At 57.8% G+C, this 13,886-nt stretch carries 10 protein-coding genes and 6 pseudogenes; 10 read left to right on the plus strand and 6 right to left on the minus strand.

The features are described 5' to 3' along the window. Window positions 1-511 precede the first annotated feature (511 nt). The 5 genes and pseudogenes from ltrA (WGT02_RS31435) (at window position 512) to WGT02_RS31455 (ending at window position 4,259) form a co-directional block, all read left to right on the plus strand. Window positions 512-1,861 carry a group II intron reverse transcriptase/maturase gene (ltrA, locus tag WGT02_RS31435; RefSeq protein WP_341353377.1) on the plus strand — a complete coding sequence of 450 codons (1,350 nt, stop codon included), beginning with the start codon at window positions 512-514 and terminating at the stop codon, window positions 1,859-1,861. A 115-nt stretch (window positions 1,862-1,976) separates the two neighbouring features. Then, window positions 1,977-2,411: pseudogene (locus WGT02_RS31440) on the plus strand (transposase); the annotation flags it as partial. Window positions 2,412-2,482: 71 nt separating this feature from the next. Continuing rightward, a pseudogene (locus WGT02_RS31445) lies at window positions 2,483-2,623 on the plus strand (phosphatase PAP2 family protein); the annotation flags it as partial. A gap of 113 nt (window positions 2,624-2,736) precedes the next feature. Then, window positions 2,737-3,498, plus strand: coding sequence for a carboxy-S-adenosyl-L-methionine synthase CmoA (gene cmoA / locus WGT02_RS31450; RefSeq protein ID WP_208245984.1), 762 nt, complete (start codon window positions 2,737-2,739; stop codon window positions 3,496-3,498). A gap of 11 nt (window positions 3,499-3,509) precedes the next feature. Next, on the plus strand, window positions 3,510-4,259 hold the full coding sequence (locus tag WGT02_RS31455; protein WP_208245986.1) for an isoprenylcysteine carboxylmethyltransferase family protein: 750 nt from the start codon (window positions 3,510-3,512) through the stop codon (window positions 4,257-4,259). 186 nt (window positions 4,260-4,445) lie between these two features. On the opposite strand, the pseudogene WGT02_RS31460 reads toward WGT02_RS31455, so the two are convergent. The 3 genes and pseudogenes from WGT02_RS31460 to WGT02_RS31470 form a co-directional block, all read right to left on the minus strand. After that, a pseudogene (locus tag WGT02_RS31460) lies at window positions 4,446-4,586 on the minus strand (IS6 family transposase); the annotation flags it as partial. Window positions 4,587-4,636: 50 nt separating this feature from the next. Continuing rightward, window positions 4,637-5,071: pseudogene (locus tag WGT02_RS31465) on the minus strand (transposase); the annotation flags it as partial. A 115-nt stretch (window positions 5,072-5,186) separates the two neighbouring features. Then, window positions 5,187-5,522, minus strand: coding sequence for a hypothetical protein (locus tag WGT02_RS31470; protein ID WP_225040257.1), 336 nt, complete (start codon window positions 5,520-5,522; stop codon window positions 5,187-5,189). A 99-nt stretch (window positions 5,523-5,621) separates the two neighbouring features. On the opposite strand from WGT02_RS31470, the gene WGT02_RS31475 reads away from it, so the two are divergent. Then, a protein-coding gene (locus tag WGT02_RS31475) for an IS630 family transposase (protein ID WP_112334090.1) occupies window positions 5,622-6,682 on the plus strand; the annotation gives its coding sequence in 2 pieces (ribosomal slippage) (window positions 5,622-6,114 and window positions 6,114-6,682; 1,062 coding nt in all). On the opposite strand, the gene WGT02_RS31480 is transcribed toward WGT02_RS31475, so the two are convergent. Next, the gene (locus WGT02_RS31480) at window positions 6,683-7,699 is read right to left on the minus strand and encodes a reverse transcriptase domain-containing protein (RefSeq protein ID WP_375679818.1); all 1,017 of its coding nucleotides are present in this window, start codon (window positions 7,697-7,699) and stop codon (window positions 6,683-6,685) included. 636 nt (window positions 7,700-8,335) lie between these two features. Here WGT02_RS31480 and istA point away from each other — a divergent pair. Then, the gene (gene istA / locus WGT02_RS31485) at window positions 8,336-9,808 is read left to right on the plus strand and encodes an IS21 family transposase (RefSeq protein WP_208245170.1); all 1,473 of its coding nucleotides are present in this window, start codon (window positions 8,336-8,338) and stop codon (window positions 9,806-9,808) included. Further along, window positions 9,805-10,701, plus strand: coding sequence for an IS21-like element helper ATPase IstB (gene istB, locus WGT02_RS31490; RefSeq protein WP_208245168.1), 897 nt, complete (start codon window positions 9,805-9,807; stop codon window positions 10,699-10,701). Before istA ends, istB begins: the two co-directional genes overlap by 4 nt. Window positions 10,702-10,894: 193 nt before the next feature. Here istB and ltrA (WGT02_RS31495) read toward each other — a convergent pair whose 3' ends face one another. Further along, window positions 10,895-12,145: a group II intron reverse transcriptase/maturase gene (gene ltrA / locus WGT02_RS31495; RefSeq protein WP_225040253.1), complete on the minus strand. Its 1,251-nt coding sequence runs from the start codon at window positions 12,143-12,145 to the stop codon at window positions 10,895-10,897. A 556-nt stretch (window positions 12,146-12,701) separates the two neighbouring features. Continuing rightward, window positions 12,702-12,944: pseudogene (locus WGT02_RS31500) on the minus strand (IS6 family transposase); the annotation flags it as partial. Between the two features lie 63 nt (window positions 12,945-13,007). Between WGT02_RS31500 and WGT02_RS31505 the strand changes: the two are divergent. Next, window positions 13,008-13,154, plus strand: a complete 147-nt coding sequence (locus WGT02_RS31505) for a hypothetical protein (protein ID WP_208245989.1) — start codon at window positions 13,008-13,010, stop codon at window positions 13,152-13,154. A 106-nt stretch (window positions 13,155-13,260) separates the two neighbouring features. After that, window positions 13,261-13,740 (plus strand): annotated as a pseudogene (locus WGT02_RS31510) (SagB/ThcOx family dehydrogenase); the annotation flags it as partial. Between the last annotated feature and the right edge of the window lie 146 nt (window positions 13,741-13,886).

Consider the following 13,886-nt stretch of genomic DNA (forward strand, 5'->3'; position numbering starts at 1 on the left):
GTGAGAGTTGCGCCTTGCAAGCGCGTTGAATTCAGCCGTCTGAGATGACGGCCACGGCAAAGCCTAGCGAGCAGCCGTGTACTGAGTCTTGCGTGGTGTCCGGTAACGGCCGCTGCGAAGCGTAGACAAGGAGATTGTAGGCCGGAACATACGTGAACGGATAGATAGCCCCGAAATCGAACGTGATCGGAGTAGCCGACCCTGTCTCTCAAAGGGGAAGGCGGAATCGCAGGCCGCGTCTTTGCGAGTGGTCCAAGGTGCTCCCGGGGTTCGTACCGCCAGCATGCAATCGAAGGATTTGACGTGAACAAGGGAGATCCAACCGGTTCAAGCGCAAGCTTGTAGGACCTGCCAAGCCGATGAGGCGAGAAGGGGCTGATGACCGGGTGGAAGTCAGACTGACTGATAGTACTCCGAGGTCGGGAGAGCCGGCCACATGGGGAAGCGGTCAGCGGTAGTTGAAATGTTTTTGGGCAACATGGGCTCCATTCAACGGGAGACACGGCCTTTCATGCAAAGGGAAGATCAGCTGACCATGGAAACGGGACTTGAACATATAGCAGCGAAAGCTCGGTGTGAGCCGAAACTCCGCTTTACGTCGCTTGCCCATCACATCACGCGCGAACGGGTGCAGAGGAATCTGTTGAGGATTCCGCAGCGCTCGGCCGCCGGGGTGGATGGTCAGACGGTGAAGGCGGCGAAGGAGAGCTTTGGAGAATGGATAGAGCCGATGCTCCAATCCATTCACCGCCAGGGATATCGCGCGCCGGCAGTGCGGCGCGTTTACATCCCCAAGCCCGGCAAGACGGAGAAGCGCCCGCTCGGGGTGCCAACTGTTTCGGACCGGGCGCTTCAGCGCAGCACAGCTGCGGTGCTGTCGGCGATCTACGAGCAGGACTTCTTGCCCTGCTCGTTCGGCGGCAGGCCGCATCTTAGCGCTCATCATGCCCTGTCGACCCTCAACGAGGCAATCTGCGGCGGCCGGACGAGCTGGGTGCTGGAGGCGGACTTGAAGGACTATTTTGGGAGTCTGTCGCATGAGTGGCTGCTCCGGTTTGTCGAGCATCGAGTCGGGGATCCGCGCGTGATCAGCTTGATCAGGCGCTGGCTGAAAGCAGGCGTCCTTGAGGACGGGGCTGTCCACCCGAGTGATGAAGGAACTCCTCAAGGAGGGTCGATCAGCGTTTTGCTGAGCAACGTTTATCTCCATTATGTGCTCGACCTCTGGTTCGAGCGCGTGGTGAAGGTCCAGCTCAAGGGCGAAGCCCGGCTGGTGCGTTATATCGACGACTTCGTGATCTGTTTCCAACATCAATCGGATGCGCTCCGCGTCGAGGACGCTCTCCGTCATCGTTTGGGGAAGTTTGGCCTCACTCTTGAGCCGAGCAAGACCAAGTTGGTCGAGTTTGGTCGGTTTGCTCAGAGAGATGCGAGCAAACGCGGCAGAAATCGCCCGGAGACGATCTACTTTCTGGGCATGACGCTGTACTGCTCGCGGAACCAAAAGGGTAACTTCAAGGTCGGGATGCGCACGGAGAAGTCTCGGCTTCGACGTAGTCTCTCGTCTCTGCAGGAGCTGATGCGGCAAGTTCGACATTACGTCATCAGGGACCAGGTCAGCGAAATCAACGCTGCTCTTCGTGGCCACTACGCCTATTATGGCATCGCCGGAAACCTTCGGTCGCTGCTCAAGGTGTATCGGGCCACGGAACGGTACTGGTGCCGAATGTTACGCAGCCGCAGCCGAGATGGTGGCCGCCTCACATGGGACACTTTCAACCAGATCAAAGAACGGAACCCGCTGCTGCGACCCAAGCTGCGGCTTCCTTACGGGAAGCTGCAAGCACTCGCGGTGCTGTGAAGCTGCCGAAGAGCGTAGTGCGGGAAATCCGCACGCTACGTTCTGTGGGAACCGGGGGCGGGTGACTGCCTCCGGTGACCCAGTCCTGGGGGTGAAATTCCCCCGGGCCACTCGACTCGTCATCACGATCGGTGGCAAAAGGCATTGGCTCTGGCGGGCCGTCGATCGGGACGGCTATGTTCTCGACGAGATTGTTCAGGCCCGCCGGACCCGGCTGATGAAGAAGCAGGGATGCTTACCGAAGCGCATCGTCACGGACAAGCTTCGTTCCTACGGCGCGGCACTGCGGCAGATCATGCCCACGGTCGAGCATCGATCGCACAAAGGGCTGAACAATCGCGCCGAAAACTCCCATCTACCCCTGCGAAAACGAGAACGAATAATGCAACGGTTTCGCTCGCCAGGCGCACTGCAACGCTTCACGAGCGTCTTTTCGGCGGTCCGAAATCTCTTCGTCCCGCCACGCTCCAAACACTCCGCCATCGCCGTCCACCTGCACCGCATCAGAGCGATCGCCCATTGGAGAGCAGTCACGGGCACCGCTGCCTGAGCTTCCCGCCTAACGGAAAGTGTTCCTGAGGAAGTTAACCTGACATCACCGTATTCCTTGTTGCTGTCGCGCTCATCTGCACGATAGGCATTAGCCGAATCTACCTCGGCGTACATTTTCCGACCGATGTGCTCTTCGGGTGGTGTGCGGGCTCAGTCTGGTCCTTCGCCTGCTGGCTTACCTTCAGGCGGTTCCTTCCCCCATCGGTGTGAATGGCGACGCTTTCAGGTTGTTGTCAGACTTCTGTGGCCAAATCGCGCCGCGCCGGGTATGTTTTGGAAAAAAAGAGCACGCCCATCAACATTCCTATACATTTGGAGCGGATATGACCGACCCGTCTAACCGTCTGATCCTGCATACGAATTCTCGTGACGAGGTGTTTTCCGACGAACGCGATTCGGTTGCGGACTTTTCATTCAATTCCACCGTCGCAAACGTATTCGACGACATGGTCAGCCGCTCGGTCCCGTTCTACGGGGAGATGCAGCGCATGGTTTGCGAACTGGCCCGGGATTTTGCGCAACCTCAGTCGCACCTCTATGACATTGGCTGCTCGACGGCTACGACACTGCTCGCGCTGGACCACATCGTCGACAATCACGTGGATTTCGTCGGAATCGATAATGCTCCCGACATGCTCAAGAAGGCGGCGGAGAAGATCGAGGCATCAGGAACAAACCGATCAATCGATCTGGTAACAGGCGACCTTCACCGCGGCTTCTCTGTTGAAAACGCTAGCGTCGTGACGATGCTCCTAACGCTTCAATTTGTGCGTCCGCTCTTTCGCGAACGTGTCATGAAGACGATCTACGACGGGCTCAACGAGCACGGATGTTTGCTACTGATCGAAAAGTTGACCAGCGAGGACACGACTTTCAACCGGCTCTTCATCGACCACTACTATGACTTCAAGCGGCGTAACGGATACTCCTCGATCGAAATATCGAAGAAGAGGGAGGCCCTGGAAAACGTGCTCATTCCTTACCGCCTCGAGGAGAACCTCCAATTGCTCAGGGAGGTGGGGTTCAAGAGCACGGAGGTGTTCTTCCGGTGGTATAACTTCTGCGGCATTGTCGCGGTTAAGTGAGACGAAATGCAATGAAGAATTTTATGCTCACGATCGGGACGTTCTTTTTCAAGTACCGAAACCAGGCGTTTCCGCTGATCATCGTTGCATTGTTTATTGCCGCGCCACCGACGACGACGGTTCTGGGTAGCGCAGCACTCAAGCAGTGGACGGATATCGTCGCATTGCTAATAGTACTTGCAGGTTTGCTATTGCGCGCAACCGTAATTGGATACGCTTACATCAAGCGAGGCGGTCTTAACAAACGGGTCTATGCCAAGGACTTGGTTACGGAAGGCATGTTCGGCGTCTGTCGCAACCCGTTGTACGTCGGGAACATGCTCGTTTACTCGGGGCTTTTCCTGTTCCACGGCGATCCAGTAGTCGTCATCGTCGGATGCTTGTTATTCGGCTTCATCTACCAGTGCATCATCTACGCTGAAGAGGAATTTCTGGCTGACAAATTCGGTGACGCGTACAGCGCATATTGCCGCGATGTCCCCAGATGGGGACTCAAGTTGAGTGCGTTCTCGGCATCGACAGAGGGAATGGCGTTCAATACGAAGCGGGTTATTGCCAAGGACTATTCCACGATGTCGTCGACGCTGATCGCGCTGTTGGCAACCGAGTTCTATCGGGTGTCTGCAGACTCAATATCGGATCAGGAATTGTCTTACGCGATTGTCCTTGTGGTACTGTTCGTCGCGGTAATCGCACTCACTGGTCTGATGAGTTCCCTCAAGAAGCTCGGGGTCTTTGACAAAATGACTACCGCGCACTGATAACATCGGTCGGGGCGGTAACGCTGACGCCCCGAACCGAAATCCAGGGCTAGCAATGGTCCCCGGTCAATCGCTTCAGACTGCGAGTCAACTATTTTCTCCGGTGCTGCAGGGCAAGCAATAAATTGCCGTTGCGTTGCCAGGCGATAGTTGCGAGAATGCGAAGTCCGCCATAGTTTCCAGAAGGGCTGACTTGAACCGCTTCATGATCCTCTCGCGTCGTCGGATAGGCTGATGATAATTCTCCGCCCGATTGTTCAAGCCCTTGTGCGAACGATGCTTGACGCCGGGCATGATCTCCCGCTTCGCCGCACCATAGGACCGAATGGTGATGTCAGGTTAACTTCCTCAGGAACACTTTCCGTTAGGCGGGAAGCTCAGGCAGCGGTGCCCGTGACTGCTCTCCAATGGGCGATCGCTCTGATGCGGTGCAGGTGGACGGCGATGGCGGAGTGTTTGGAGCGTGGCGGGACGAAGAGATTTCGGACCGCCGAAAAGACGCTCGTGAAGCGTTGCAGTGCGCCTGGCGAGCGAAACCGTTGCATTATTCGTTCTCGTTTTCGCAGGGGTAGATGGGAGTTTTCGGCGCGATTGTTCAGCCCTTTGTGCGATCGATGCTCGACCGTGGGCATGATCTGCCGCAGTGCCGCGCCGTAGGAACGAAGCTTGTCCGTGACGATGCGCTTCGGTAAGCATCCCTGCTTCTTCATCAGCCGGGTCCGGCGGGCCTGAACAATCTCGTCGAGAACATAGCCGTCCCGATCGACGGCCCGCCAGAGCCAATGCCTTTTGCCACCGATCGTGATGACGAGTCGAGTGGCCCGGGGGAATTTCACCCCCAGGACTGGGTCACCGGAGGCAGTCACCCGCCCCCGGTTCCCACAGAACGTAGCGTGCGGATTTCCCGCACTACGCTCTTCGGCAGCTTCACAGCACCGCGAGTGCTTGCAGCTTCCCGTAAGGAAGCCGCAGCTTGGGTCGCAGCAGCGGGTTCCGTTCTTTGATCTGGTTGAAAGTGTCCCATGTGAGGCGGCCACCATCTCGGCTGCGGCTGCGTAACATTCGGCACCAGTACCGTTCCGTGGCCCGATACACCTTGAGCAGCGACCGAAGGTTTCCGGCGATGCCATAATAGGCGTAGTGGCCACGAAGAGCAGCGTTGATTTCGCTGACCTGGTCCCTGATGACGTAATGTCGAACTTGCCGCATCAGCTCCTGCAGAGACGAGAGACTACGTCGAAGCCGAGACTTCTCCGTGCGCATCCCGACCTTGAAGTTATACCAGCGAGCGCAGAGTGCGACTCACTTGGGATTCCCGAATCGGTGAAAATCTGAATCCATGGGGCAAACGGGAGGTTTGCAATGGGTTCGGCGATTGCATTGCGCGATGATTTTGATGGTCCTGCTCTGCGGCAGTTCGCGAAAGGGACCAAGGATGCCGCTCAAGCGCGGCGGCTTCTGGCGTTGGCGGAAATTTATGACGGCGGCTCGCGTACAGATGCGGCCCGGATCGGGGGCGTGACCTTGCAGATTGTTCGCGACTGGGTCGTTCGTTTCAATGAGCACGGGTCGGCCGGGCTCCTCAACGGCAAGGCTCCCGGCAATCGGCCCAAGCTGAATGATGATCAGCGCCAGGCCTTGGCCAAGATTGTAGAGCGTGGTCCGATCCCGGCTATCCACGGTGTCGTTCGGTGGCGGCGCAAGGATCTGGTCCAATGGATCTTCCAGGAATTCCGGATCTCGATGGACGAGACCACGGTTGGTCGCGAATTGAAGGCTCTCGGCTTTGCCAAGCTGTCTGCCCGGCCGCGCCACTACGCCCAGAATGAACCCGAAGTGGACGCTTTTAAAAAGAGTTCCCTGCCGCATTGGCAGCCATCAGAAGCAGCCTCCCGAAGAATACCGAGATCGAACTCTGGTGGGCCGACGAGGCGCGCATAGGTCAGAAAAACAAGATCACCCGCCGATGGGCTCGCCGTGGCACCCGACCTTCAGCGCCGCTGGATCAACGGACGATGTGGGCGTACATCTTCGGTGCCATCTGCCCCAAGAAAGGTAAGGGCGCGGGCCTCGTATTGCCCTATTGCGATACCGACGCCATGAATCAACATCTGCTGGAAATCAGCCAGGCAGTCGATGACGGCGCTCACGCGGTCCTCATCCTCGATCAAGCCGGATGGCACGTCACGCCGAAGCTCAGCGTCCCTGACAACATCACATTGCTGTTCTTGCCGCCGCGTTCGCCTGAATTGAACCCTGTCGAAAACGTCTGGCAGTTTATGAGGGACAACTGGCTGTCGAACCGCATCTTCACAGACTACGAGGACATCGTCGCTCACTGCTGTGCCGCCTGGAACAAACTCGTCGCGCAACCCTGGAAGATAATGTCCATTGGACTGCGCGAGTGGGCGCATCGGTTTTGATCAATGCATGTTGGTATTACCCTTTTGGTTCCGCGAGCAGTACAGCGTCATGCCCAGAAAGTAGATCGTCTCCGGGCGATTTCTGCCGCGTTTGCTCGCATCTCTCTGAGCAAACCGACCAAACTCGACCAACTTGGTCTTGCTCGGCTCAAGAGTGAGGCCAAACTTCCCCAAACGATGACGGAGAGCGTCCTCGACGCGGAGCGCATCCGATTGATGTTGGAAACAGATCACGAAGTCGTCGATATAACGCACCAGCCGGGCTTCGCCCTTGAGCTGGACCTTCACCACGCGCTCGAACCAGAGGTCGAGCACATAATGGAGATAAACGTTGCTCAGCAAAACGCTGATCGACCCTCCTTGAGGAGTTCCTTCATCACTCGGGTGGACAGCCCCGTCCTCAAGGACGCCTGCTTTCAGCCAGCGCCTGATCAAGCTGATCACGCGCGGATCCCCGACTCGATGCTCGACAAACCGGAGCAGCCACTCATGCGACAGACTCCCAAAATAGTTCTTCAAGTCCGCCTCCAGCACCCAGCTCGTCCGGCCGCCGCAGATTGCCTCGTTGAGGGTCGACAGGGCATGATGAGCGCTAAGATGCGGCCTGCCGCCGAACGAGCAGGGCAAGAAGTCCTGCTCGTAGATCGCCGACAGCACCGCAGCTGTGCTGCGCTGAAGCGCCCGGTCCGAAACAGTTGGCACCCCGAGCGGGCGCTTCTCCGTCTTGCCGGGCTTGGGGATGTAAACGCGCCGCACTGCCGGCGCGCGATATCCCTGGCGGTGAATGGATTGGAGCATCGGCTCTATCCATTCTCCAAAGCTCTCCTTCGCCGCCTTCACCGTCTGACCATCCACCCCGGCGGCCGAGCGCTGCGGAATCCTCAACAGATTCCTCTGCACCCGTTCGCGCGTGATGTGATGGGCAAGCGACGTAAAGCGGAGTTTCGGCTCACACCGAGCTTTCGCTGCTATATGTTCAAGTCCCGTTTCCATGGTCAGCTGATCTTCCCTTTGCATGAAAGGCCGTGTCTCCCGTTGAATGGAGCCCATGTTGCCCAAAAACATTTCAACTACCGCTGACCGCTTCCCCATGTGGCCGGCTCTCCCGACCTCGGAGTACTATCAGTCAGTCTGACTTCCACCCGGTCATCAGCCCCTTCTCGCCTCATCGGCTTGGCAGGTCCTACAAGCTTGCGCTTGAACCGGTTGGATCTCCCTTGTTCACGTCAAATCCTTCGATTGCATGCTGGCGGTACGAACCCCGGGAGCACCTTGGACCACTCGCAAAGACGCGGCCTGCGATTCCGCCTTCCCCTTTGAGAGACAGGGTCGGCTACTCCGATCACGTTCGATTTCGGGGCTATCTATCCGTTCACGTATGTTCCGGCCTACAATCTCCTTGTCTACGCTTCGCAGCGGCCGTTACTGCGCGGCGACAAACAAGGTGAGACTCAGCGTCAATCAGGATGAGACTCGGCGGCGGGGGTGTGACGAAGGGAGGGCGTAGCCCGACTGGAGTTACACCCCCGCCGCGGCGCAATTTTTCGGCGTCTCATGATCGCGGTTGGCCCGGTAGCGTCGGTGATTTTCTGAGAATGGAGAATCACCTTTGTGCCGGGTCGCCATGTAACCGATCATCAGACGAGGCTTTTTATGAAGTACCGACAAAACAACCCCATTGAGGTCGCTGCCGCCAAGGCGTCGATCAGCCGGGCGACGGCTTACCGCATCGAGAAGGATGCGCGTCTTCCATCGCAGACCAAGCCGCCGCGCGACCGGCGTCGCCCCGATCCCCTTGAGCACATCTTCGACGCCGAGGTTGTTCCGCTCCTCAAGGCCGCGCCCGGCATCCGAGCGGTCGCCGTTTACAACGAGATGCTGCGGCGTCATCCAGAGCTGTCAGAAGGTGTTCGCCGTACGATTGAGCGTCGTATCCGATCATGGCGGGCTGTTCACGGTCAGGAGCAGGAAGTGATCTTCCGTCAGATGCACGAACCCGGTCGGTTAGGACTGTCGGATTTTACCGACATGGGCAGCCTCGGCGTGACGATCGCCGGCCAATCGCTCGATCATCTGCTTTATCACTTCCGGCTGGTCTGGTCGGGCTTCGAGCATGCCCATGTCATCCTGGGTGGAGAGAGCTTCGTCGCTCTGGCCGAGGGGCTGCAGAACGCCCTGTGGTCGGTTGGCGGTTCGCCGCTCTATCATCGCAGCGACAGCTTATCGGCCGCCTTCCGCAACCTCGATGCCGACGCCAAGGTCGATCTGACGCATCGCTACGACGAACTGTGCGCCCATTATCGCATGACGCCGACGCGCAACAACAAGGGCGTCGCGCACGAGAACGGCTCGATCGAAAGTTCCCACGGCCATCTCAAGAATGCGATCCGCGATGCTCTGCTGATGCGCGGAACCAGGGACTTTGGCGACCTCGGATCCTATCGCGCCTTCATCGATGAGATCGTCAGCCGCCGCAATGCCGCACATGGCAAGCGCATCGATGCCGAGCGCACGCATCTGCAAGCTCTTCCCGATCGTCGCACCACCGACTTCGAAGAGGTCATCGTCACCGTATCGAGCACCGGCGGCTTCGCCTTGCGCAAGGTCTTCTACACCGTGCCTTCCCGTCTGATTGGCCACCGGCTGCGGGTGCGTCTGTTCGACGATCGCCTCGACGTCTTCATCGGCGGCACGCATCTGCTGACATTACCCCGAGGCCGCGCCCACGCGAGTGGCAAGCACGATCAAGTCGTCAACTATCATCACGTCATTCATTCCCTGCGCAAAAAGCCGATGGCGCTTTTGGGGCTCGTCTATCGCGACAAGCTCTTCCCCAGGCCGGAATATCGCAGGACTTTCGACGCGCTCATCGAGCAACTGCCCGAGCGGCAGGCTTGCAAGATCACCGTGGAACTGCTTGCCTTGGCTCACGATCGCAGTTGCGAGCGTGAACTGGCCGAGGAGCTTGCCAAAACGCTCGACGCCCACAAACTGCCTGATCTGGCGGCTTTGAGAGCGGTCTTCAGCCCGGACCCGGATCAGTTGCCGATCGTTCATGTGCAACTCGCGTCGCTCAATGGTTATGAAGCCCTGATCGGCACGGCCTATGCGGGAGAGGTCGCATGAAGAGCAACATCCACACAGTCGATGAAGCCCGCCTCGGCATCATGCTCAACGAACTGAGGCTGCCGACGATCAAGACGTTCTGGCACCAATTTGCCGAGCAGGCCGATCGGGAAGGATGGCCTGCTGCCCGTTTCCTCTCGGCCATCGCCGAGCATGAATTGGCCGAACGCGCCCATCGCAGGATCGAAAGACACCTCGCCGAGGCCCACCTGCCACCCGGAAAGACGCTCGACAGCTTCGCCTTCGACGCTGTTCCCATGGTCTCCAAGGCCCAGGTCATGGCGATTGCAGCCGGCGATAGCTGGCTCGCCAAAGGCGCCAATATCCTGATGTTCGGTCCGCCCGGCGGCGGAAAGAGCCATCTCGCCGCAGCCGTCGGCCTCGCGCTAATCGAGAACGGCTGGCGCGTGCTCTTCACCCGCACGACCGATCTCGTCCAGAAGCTTCAGGTCGCGCGGAGGGAGCTTCAGCTCGAAGCCGCCATCGCAAAGCTCGACAAGTTCGATCTTCTCATCCTCGACGACCTGGCCTACGTCACCAAGGACCAGGCCGAAACGAGCGTGCTCTTCGAACTCATCTCCGCAAGATATGAGCGGCGTTCCATCATGATCACCGCCAATCAGCCCTTCGGAGAATGGAACCGCGTCTTTCCAGACCCGGCCATGACGCTTGCCGCGGTGGACCGACTTGTCCATCACGCAACAATCTTCGAGATGAATGTCGAAAGCTACCGGCGGCGTTCGGCCATGGAAGCCAAACGCCAGCGCGGCAGACCCGCCTCATTCGCGACAATCAAAAGCTCTTCCCAGCTTGTCGCGGAGCGGCAATCAGAACACGATGAAACTCTTGCCAGCGACAATCAACATGATAACTTCGCTCCAACCGCGACATAAGAATCTCATCCAGATTGTCGCTCGCGTCTCATCCTGATCGTCGCGCTATACGTTACCGGACACCACGCAAGACTCAGTACACGGCTGCTCGCTAGGCTTTGCCGTGGCCGTCATCTCAGACGGCTGAATTCAACGCGCTTGCAAGGCGCAACTCTCACAGATCCGGACGTGAGCGTCTCCACTCATCCGGCTCCTACCGTCCAGCCGTTGCCCGATACAGCAATCGCCAATGTGCAAACAGCGCTGGCTCCCGACGCCTTACGTCCTGGACCCAGTACCGCGCACGCCGACGATGGCGTCTCAGGCGTCGATATTTCGACATGGCCCAGCGTGCCAGGCGCAGATCGAGGTGCATCAATGCTCGGGAAAGTGCCGATTTGTGGTAACGACCATAGTAGTTCATCCAACCACGAAGGATCGGATTGAACATCTTGGCCAGATCATTGATGCGCTTGTCGATACGGCGGTCAAGCTGCCAGTCCCGCATTGTCTGACGGATGGCTTTCGCGGCTCGGTTGCTGATACCCGGACTGAAATTGACGAAGGTCTTGCCCCATCGGTTCATTGCCAGTCTCGGTCGAAAGGTGTAGCCGAGAAAGTCGAACTTCTGATTGGGGCAATGCCCCCGCCGAACGTTATCCTTGCAATACACGATCTGTGTCTTGTTTGGATGTAACTTCAGTCCGCATTCAGCAAACCGTTGCTCAAGATCCGTTTGCAACTTTTGGGCCTGACGCTCGCTGCTGCAATGACAAACGGCATCATCGGCAAAGCGTTCAAACGGAATCTCAGGACGGTGTTTGGCCATCCACCGATCGAACGCATAGTGCAAAAAGAGGTTCGCCAGCAAGGGTGAGATAACTGACCCCTGCGGAGTTCCCCTCTCCCGAGGTTCCAAAGTGCCGTTCTCCAGTTGCACGGGAGCCGTCAGCCACCGTTCAATGTACAACAACACCCACGTGCAGTCGGTGTGCTTTCGCACCGCCCGTAGCAACAGGTCGTGTGGAATGGTGTCGAAGAAGGCCTGAATGTCGAGATCGAGAACCCAGTCATGGCGCCAGCATCTCTGCCTTGCCATACCCACGGCCTCGAGTGCCGACTTGCCGGGCCTATACCCATAGGAATCGGGATGGAAATGTCTTTCCAGTTCCGGTTCCAGGTATGCCTTCACCACCCCTTGCGCAATCCGGTCTGAGACCGTGGGAATGCCCAACGGCCTTGTACCGCCTTGCCGCTTTTTGATCGCGACCCGTTTGACTGGCGGCGGAAAGTAGCTGCCAGATGACAATCGGTTCCAGAGCTTGAACAGGTTGTTCTTCACATCCCGCTCAAGATCCTCGATCGACTGATCATCGACCCCGGCTGCACCCCGGTTCGCCTTTACCCGTTGATAAGCCTCCCAAACAGCCCGTTTAGGAATATCGAACGGCTTTGCTTTACCCAAAGGCTCCTCCCGCATGACGGTTGACCTTTCGATAAAGCTGGACAGTGTTGCGCCTTCGCTCCAACGCCATTACAGCACCTTCTTCACTACTACACGCAACTCCGTCCCTGTGCCCCGCATCGGTACTCGGATCCTCATGGTGCTTCCACTTGGATGTCTCCCTTCGCATCGGGGCGACAGGTTCCCACGTTCCACACAAGAGCCTGAAGCAAGGTCACGCCGCCTTCATGCCGGACGCCATCTGGGCAGTAGACAGGTATCTCCCAGACTTCTCCCGGGTTAACGAAGCCCACCCGGTTTTGACGCCATCTATGCACTTTTCGACACGTCGTCAGCGGTTCGCTCACGCTCGTCTCCTTGCATCTTACCTGACCGGATCAAGTCCGGCCTTTTCCTCAACGCTCACCACCATCGCTCTTTACGACAGCAGCTTGAGGTGGTTTGAAACCCGCTCCTGCAAGCCGGCTTCGAGGGGCCAGCCCTCATCTCCTGTGCAGCATGGCTGCTTGGGAAGTGCCTAAATCATAGCTCCTCCTTCGCGCCTTCGTGGCGCACCTTCGTCCAAATGCCACACGTCATTTGGGCTCGGTGCTTTGCGCCGCAAGAGGCCGGCATAGTCACGGCCGAACTTCTTCGCCCAACACCGGATCGTCTCATAGGAAACGACGATGCCGCGCTCCAGCAGCATCTCTTCCACTAGGCGAAGGCTCAGCGGAAATCGGAAGTACAGCCAGACCGCCCGAGCGATCACAGCGGACGGGAAACGATGACGCTTGTAGCTGACAGTCGACTCAATCATGACTACCAACTACCGCCTACAACTTCATCATCGGTTAACCTGACATCACCTTGCGAGGGCATCATGGATGAAATGCCCAGCGACGCTTTCGCCACAGTGCGCGGTGTTGACCCGATCGATCTCGGCGAGGATACCGCCGATCACCTCGGAACCCTGAAGGACGCACTTGAGCAGCGAATAACAAACGGCGGTTCACCCGACAGCAATTGAAATTTCGGGCGGTGGCGACCGTAATTCGCAATGCCTTCCGATATCGCGAGCACGATGGGGACGCATATAAGGATATGGGCATGTTCACGCCAACGATGGTCGGACCGCGCCTTCGGGAGGATCCCTTCAAAGCTGTGAATGCTATTTGATCGCCGATCGCGTCTCAGATCTTAATGCCGGTATTTTCCACTACCAGTCCCACAACGACCGTTTGGCACGTGTCGCTGACCTAGCGGACGATTTCAGTTTCGCGCGTCTTTTCGGGGATCAAGGATTCTCCGACGACGTAAGCGCCGCAATTATTATAACCTGCCGCTTTGACAACCTGATGTGGAAATATAGAAATTCTCGATCATACCGGGTCGCATTATTAGATGCGGGTCACTTATCACAGGTGGTACAGATGGTTGCCACTTCCGTTGATATCAGGACGTGGCCGACTGCAGCGTTTTATGATCAAGATGTCTCAACGATATTAGGGCTCCAGCCAAACAACATCGAATATCCTCTAATGGTGATTGGCCTTGGCAGTGGAGATCCTAACCCTTTCGACCGTGACTTGAGAGACGGATTTCCTTCGATTTAGTGATATTGGGCCTACGGCGATCATGCCGTCGCGATCACGAGCCGCCTCATCCTCGTTATCTGAAGTGGCACAGAGCGAACTACTTACGAATGCAGGGTGTCGCCGGTTCCGATCCCCTCAAGGCGGCTATCTTGGATATTGCTCCA

The organism is Rhizobium sp. T1470 (assembly GCF_042140505.1).
GTDB classification, from domain to species: Bacteria; Pseudomonadota; Alphaproteobacteria; order Rhizobiales; family Rhizobiaceae; genus Rhizobium; species Rhizobium favelukesii.

What these genes read in the sequence shown, in the direction of transcription:
- ltrA (WP_341353377.1), top strand. Translation starts at nt 512, where the DNA reads ATGCAAAGGGAAGATCAGCTGACCATGGAAACGGGACTTGAACATATA.
- cmoA (WP_208245984.1), top strand. Translation starts at nt 2,737, where the DNA reads ATGACCGACCCGTCTAACCGTCTGATCCTGCATACGAATTCTCGTGAC.
- WGT02_RS31455 (WP_208245986.1), top strand. Translation starts at nt 3,510, where the DNA reads ATGAAGAATTTTATGCTCACGATCGGGACGTTCTTTTTCAAGTACCGA.
- WGT02_RS31470 (WP_225040257.1), bottom strand. Translation starts at nt 5,522, where the DNA reads ATGCGCACGGAGAAGTCTCGGCTTCGACGTAGTCTCTCGTCTCTGCAG.
- WGT02_RS31480 (WP_375679818.1), bottom strand. Translation starts at nt 7,699, where the DNA reads ATGCAAAGGGAAGATCAGCTGACCATGGAAACGGGACTTGAACATATA.
- istA (WP_208245170.1), top strand. Translation starts at nt 8,336, where the DNA reads ATGAAGTACCGACAAAACAACCCCATTGAGGTCGCTGCCGCCAAGGCG.
- istB (WP_208245168.1), top strand. Translation starts at nt 9,805, where the DNA reads ATGAAGAGCAACATCCACACAGTCGATGAAGCCCGCCTCGGCATCATG.
- WGT02_RS31505 (WP_208245989.1), top strand. Translation starts at nt 13,008, where the DNA reads ATGGATGAAATGCCCAGCGACGCTTTCGCCACAGTGCGCGGTGTTGAC.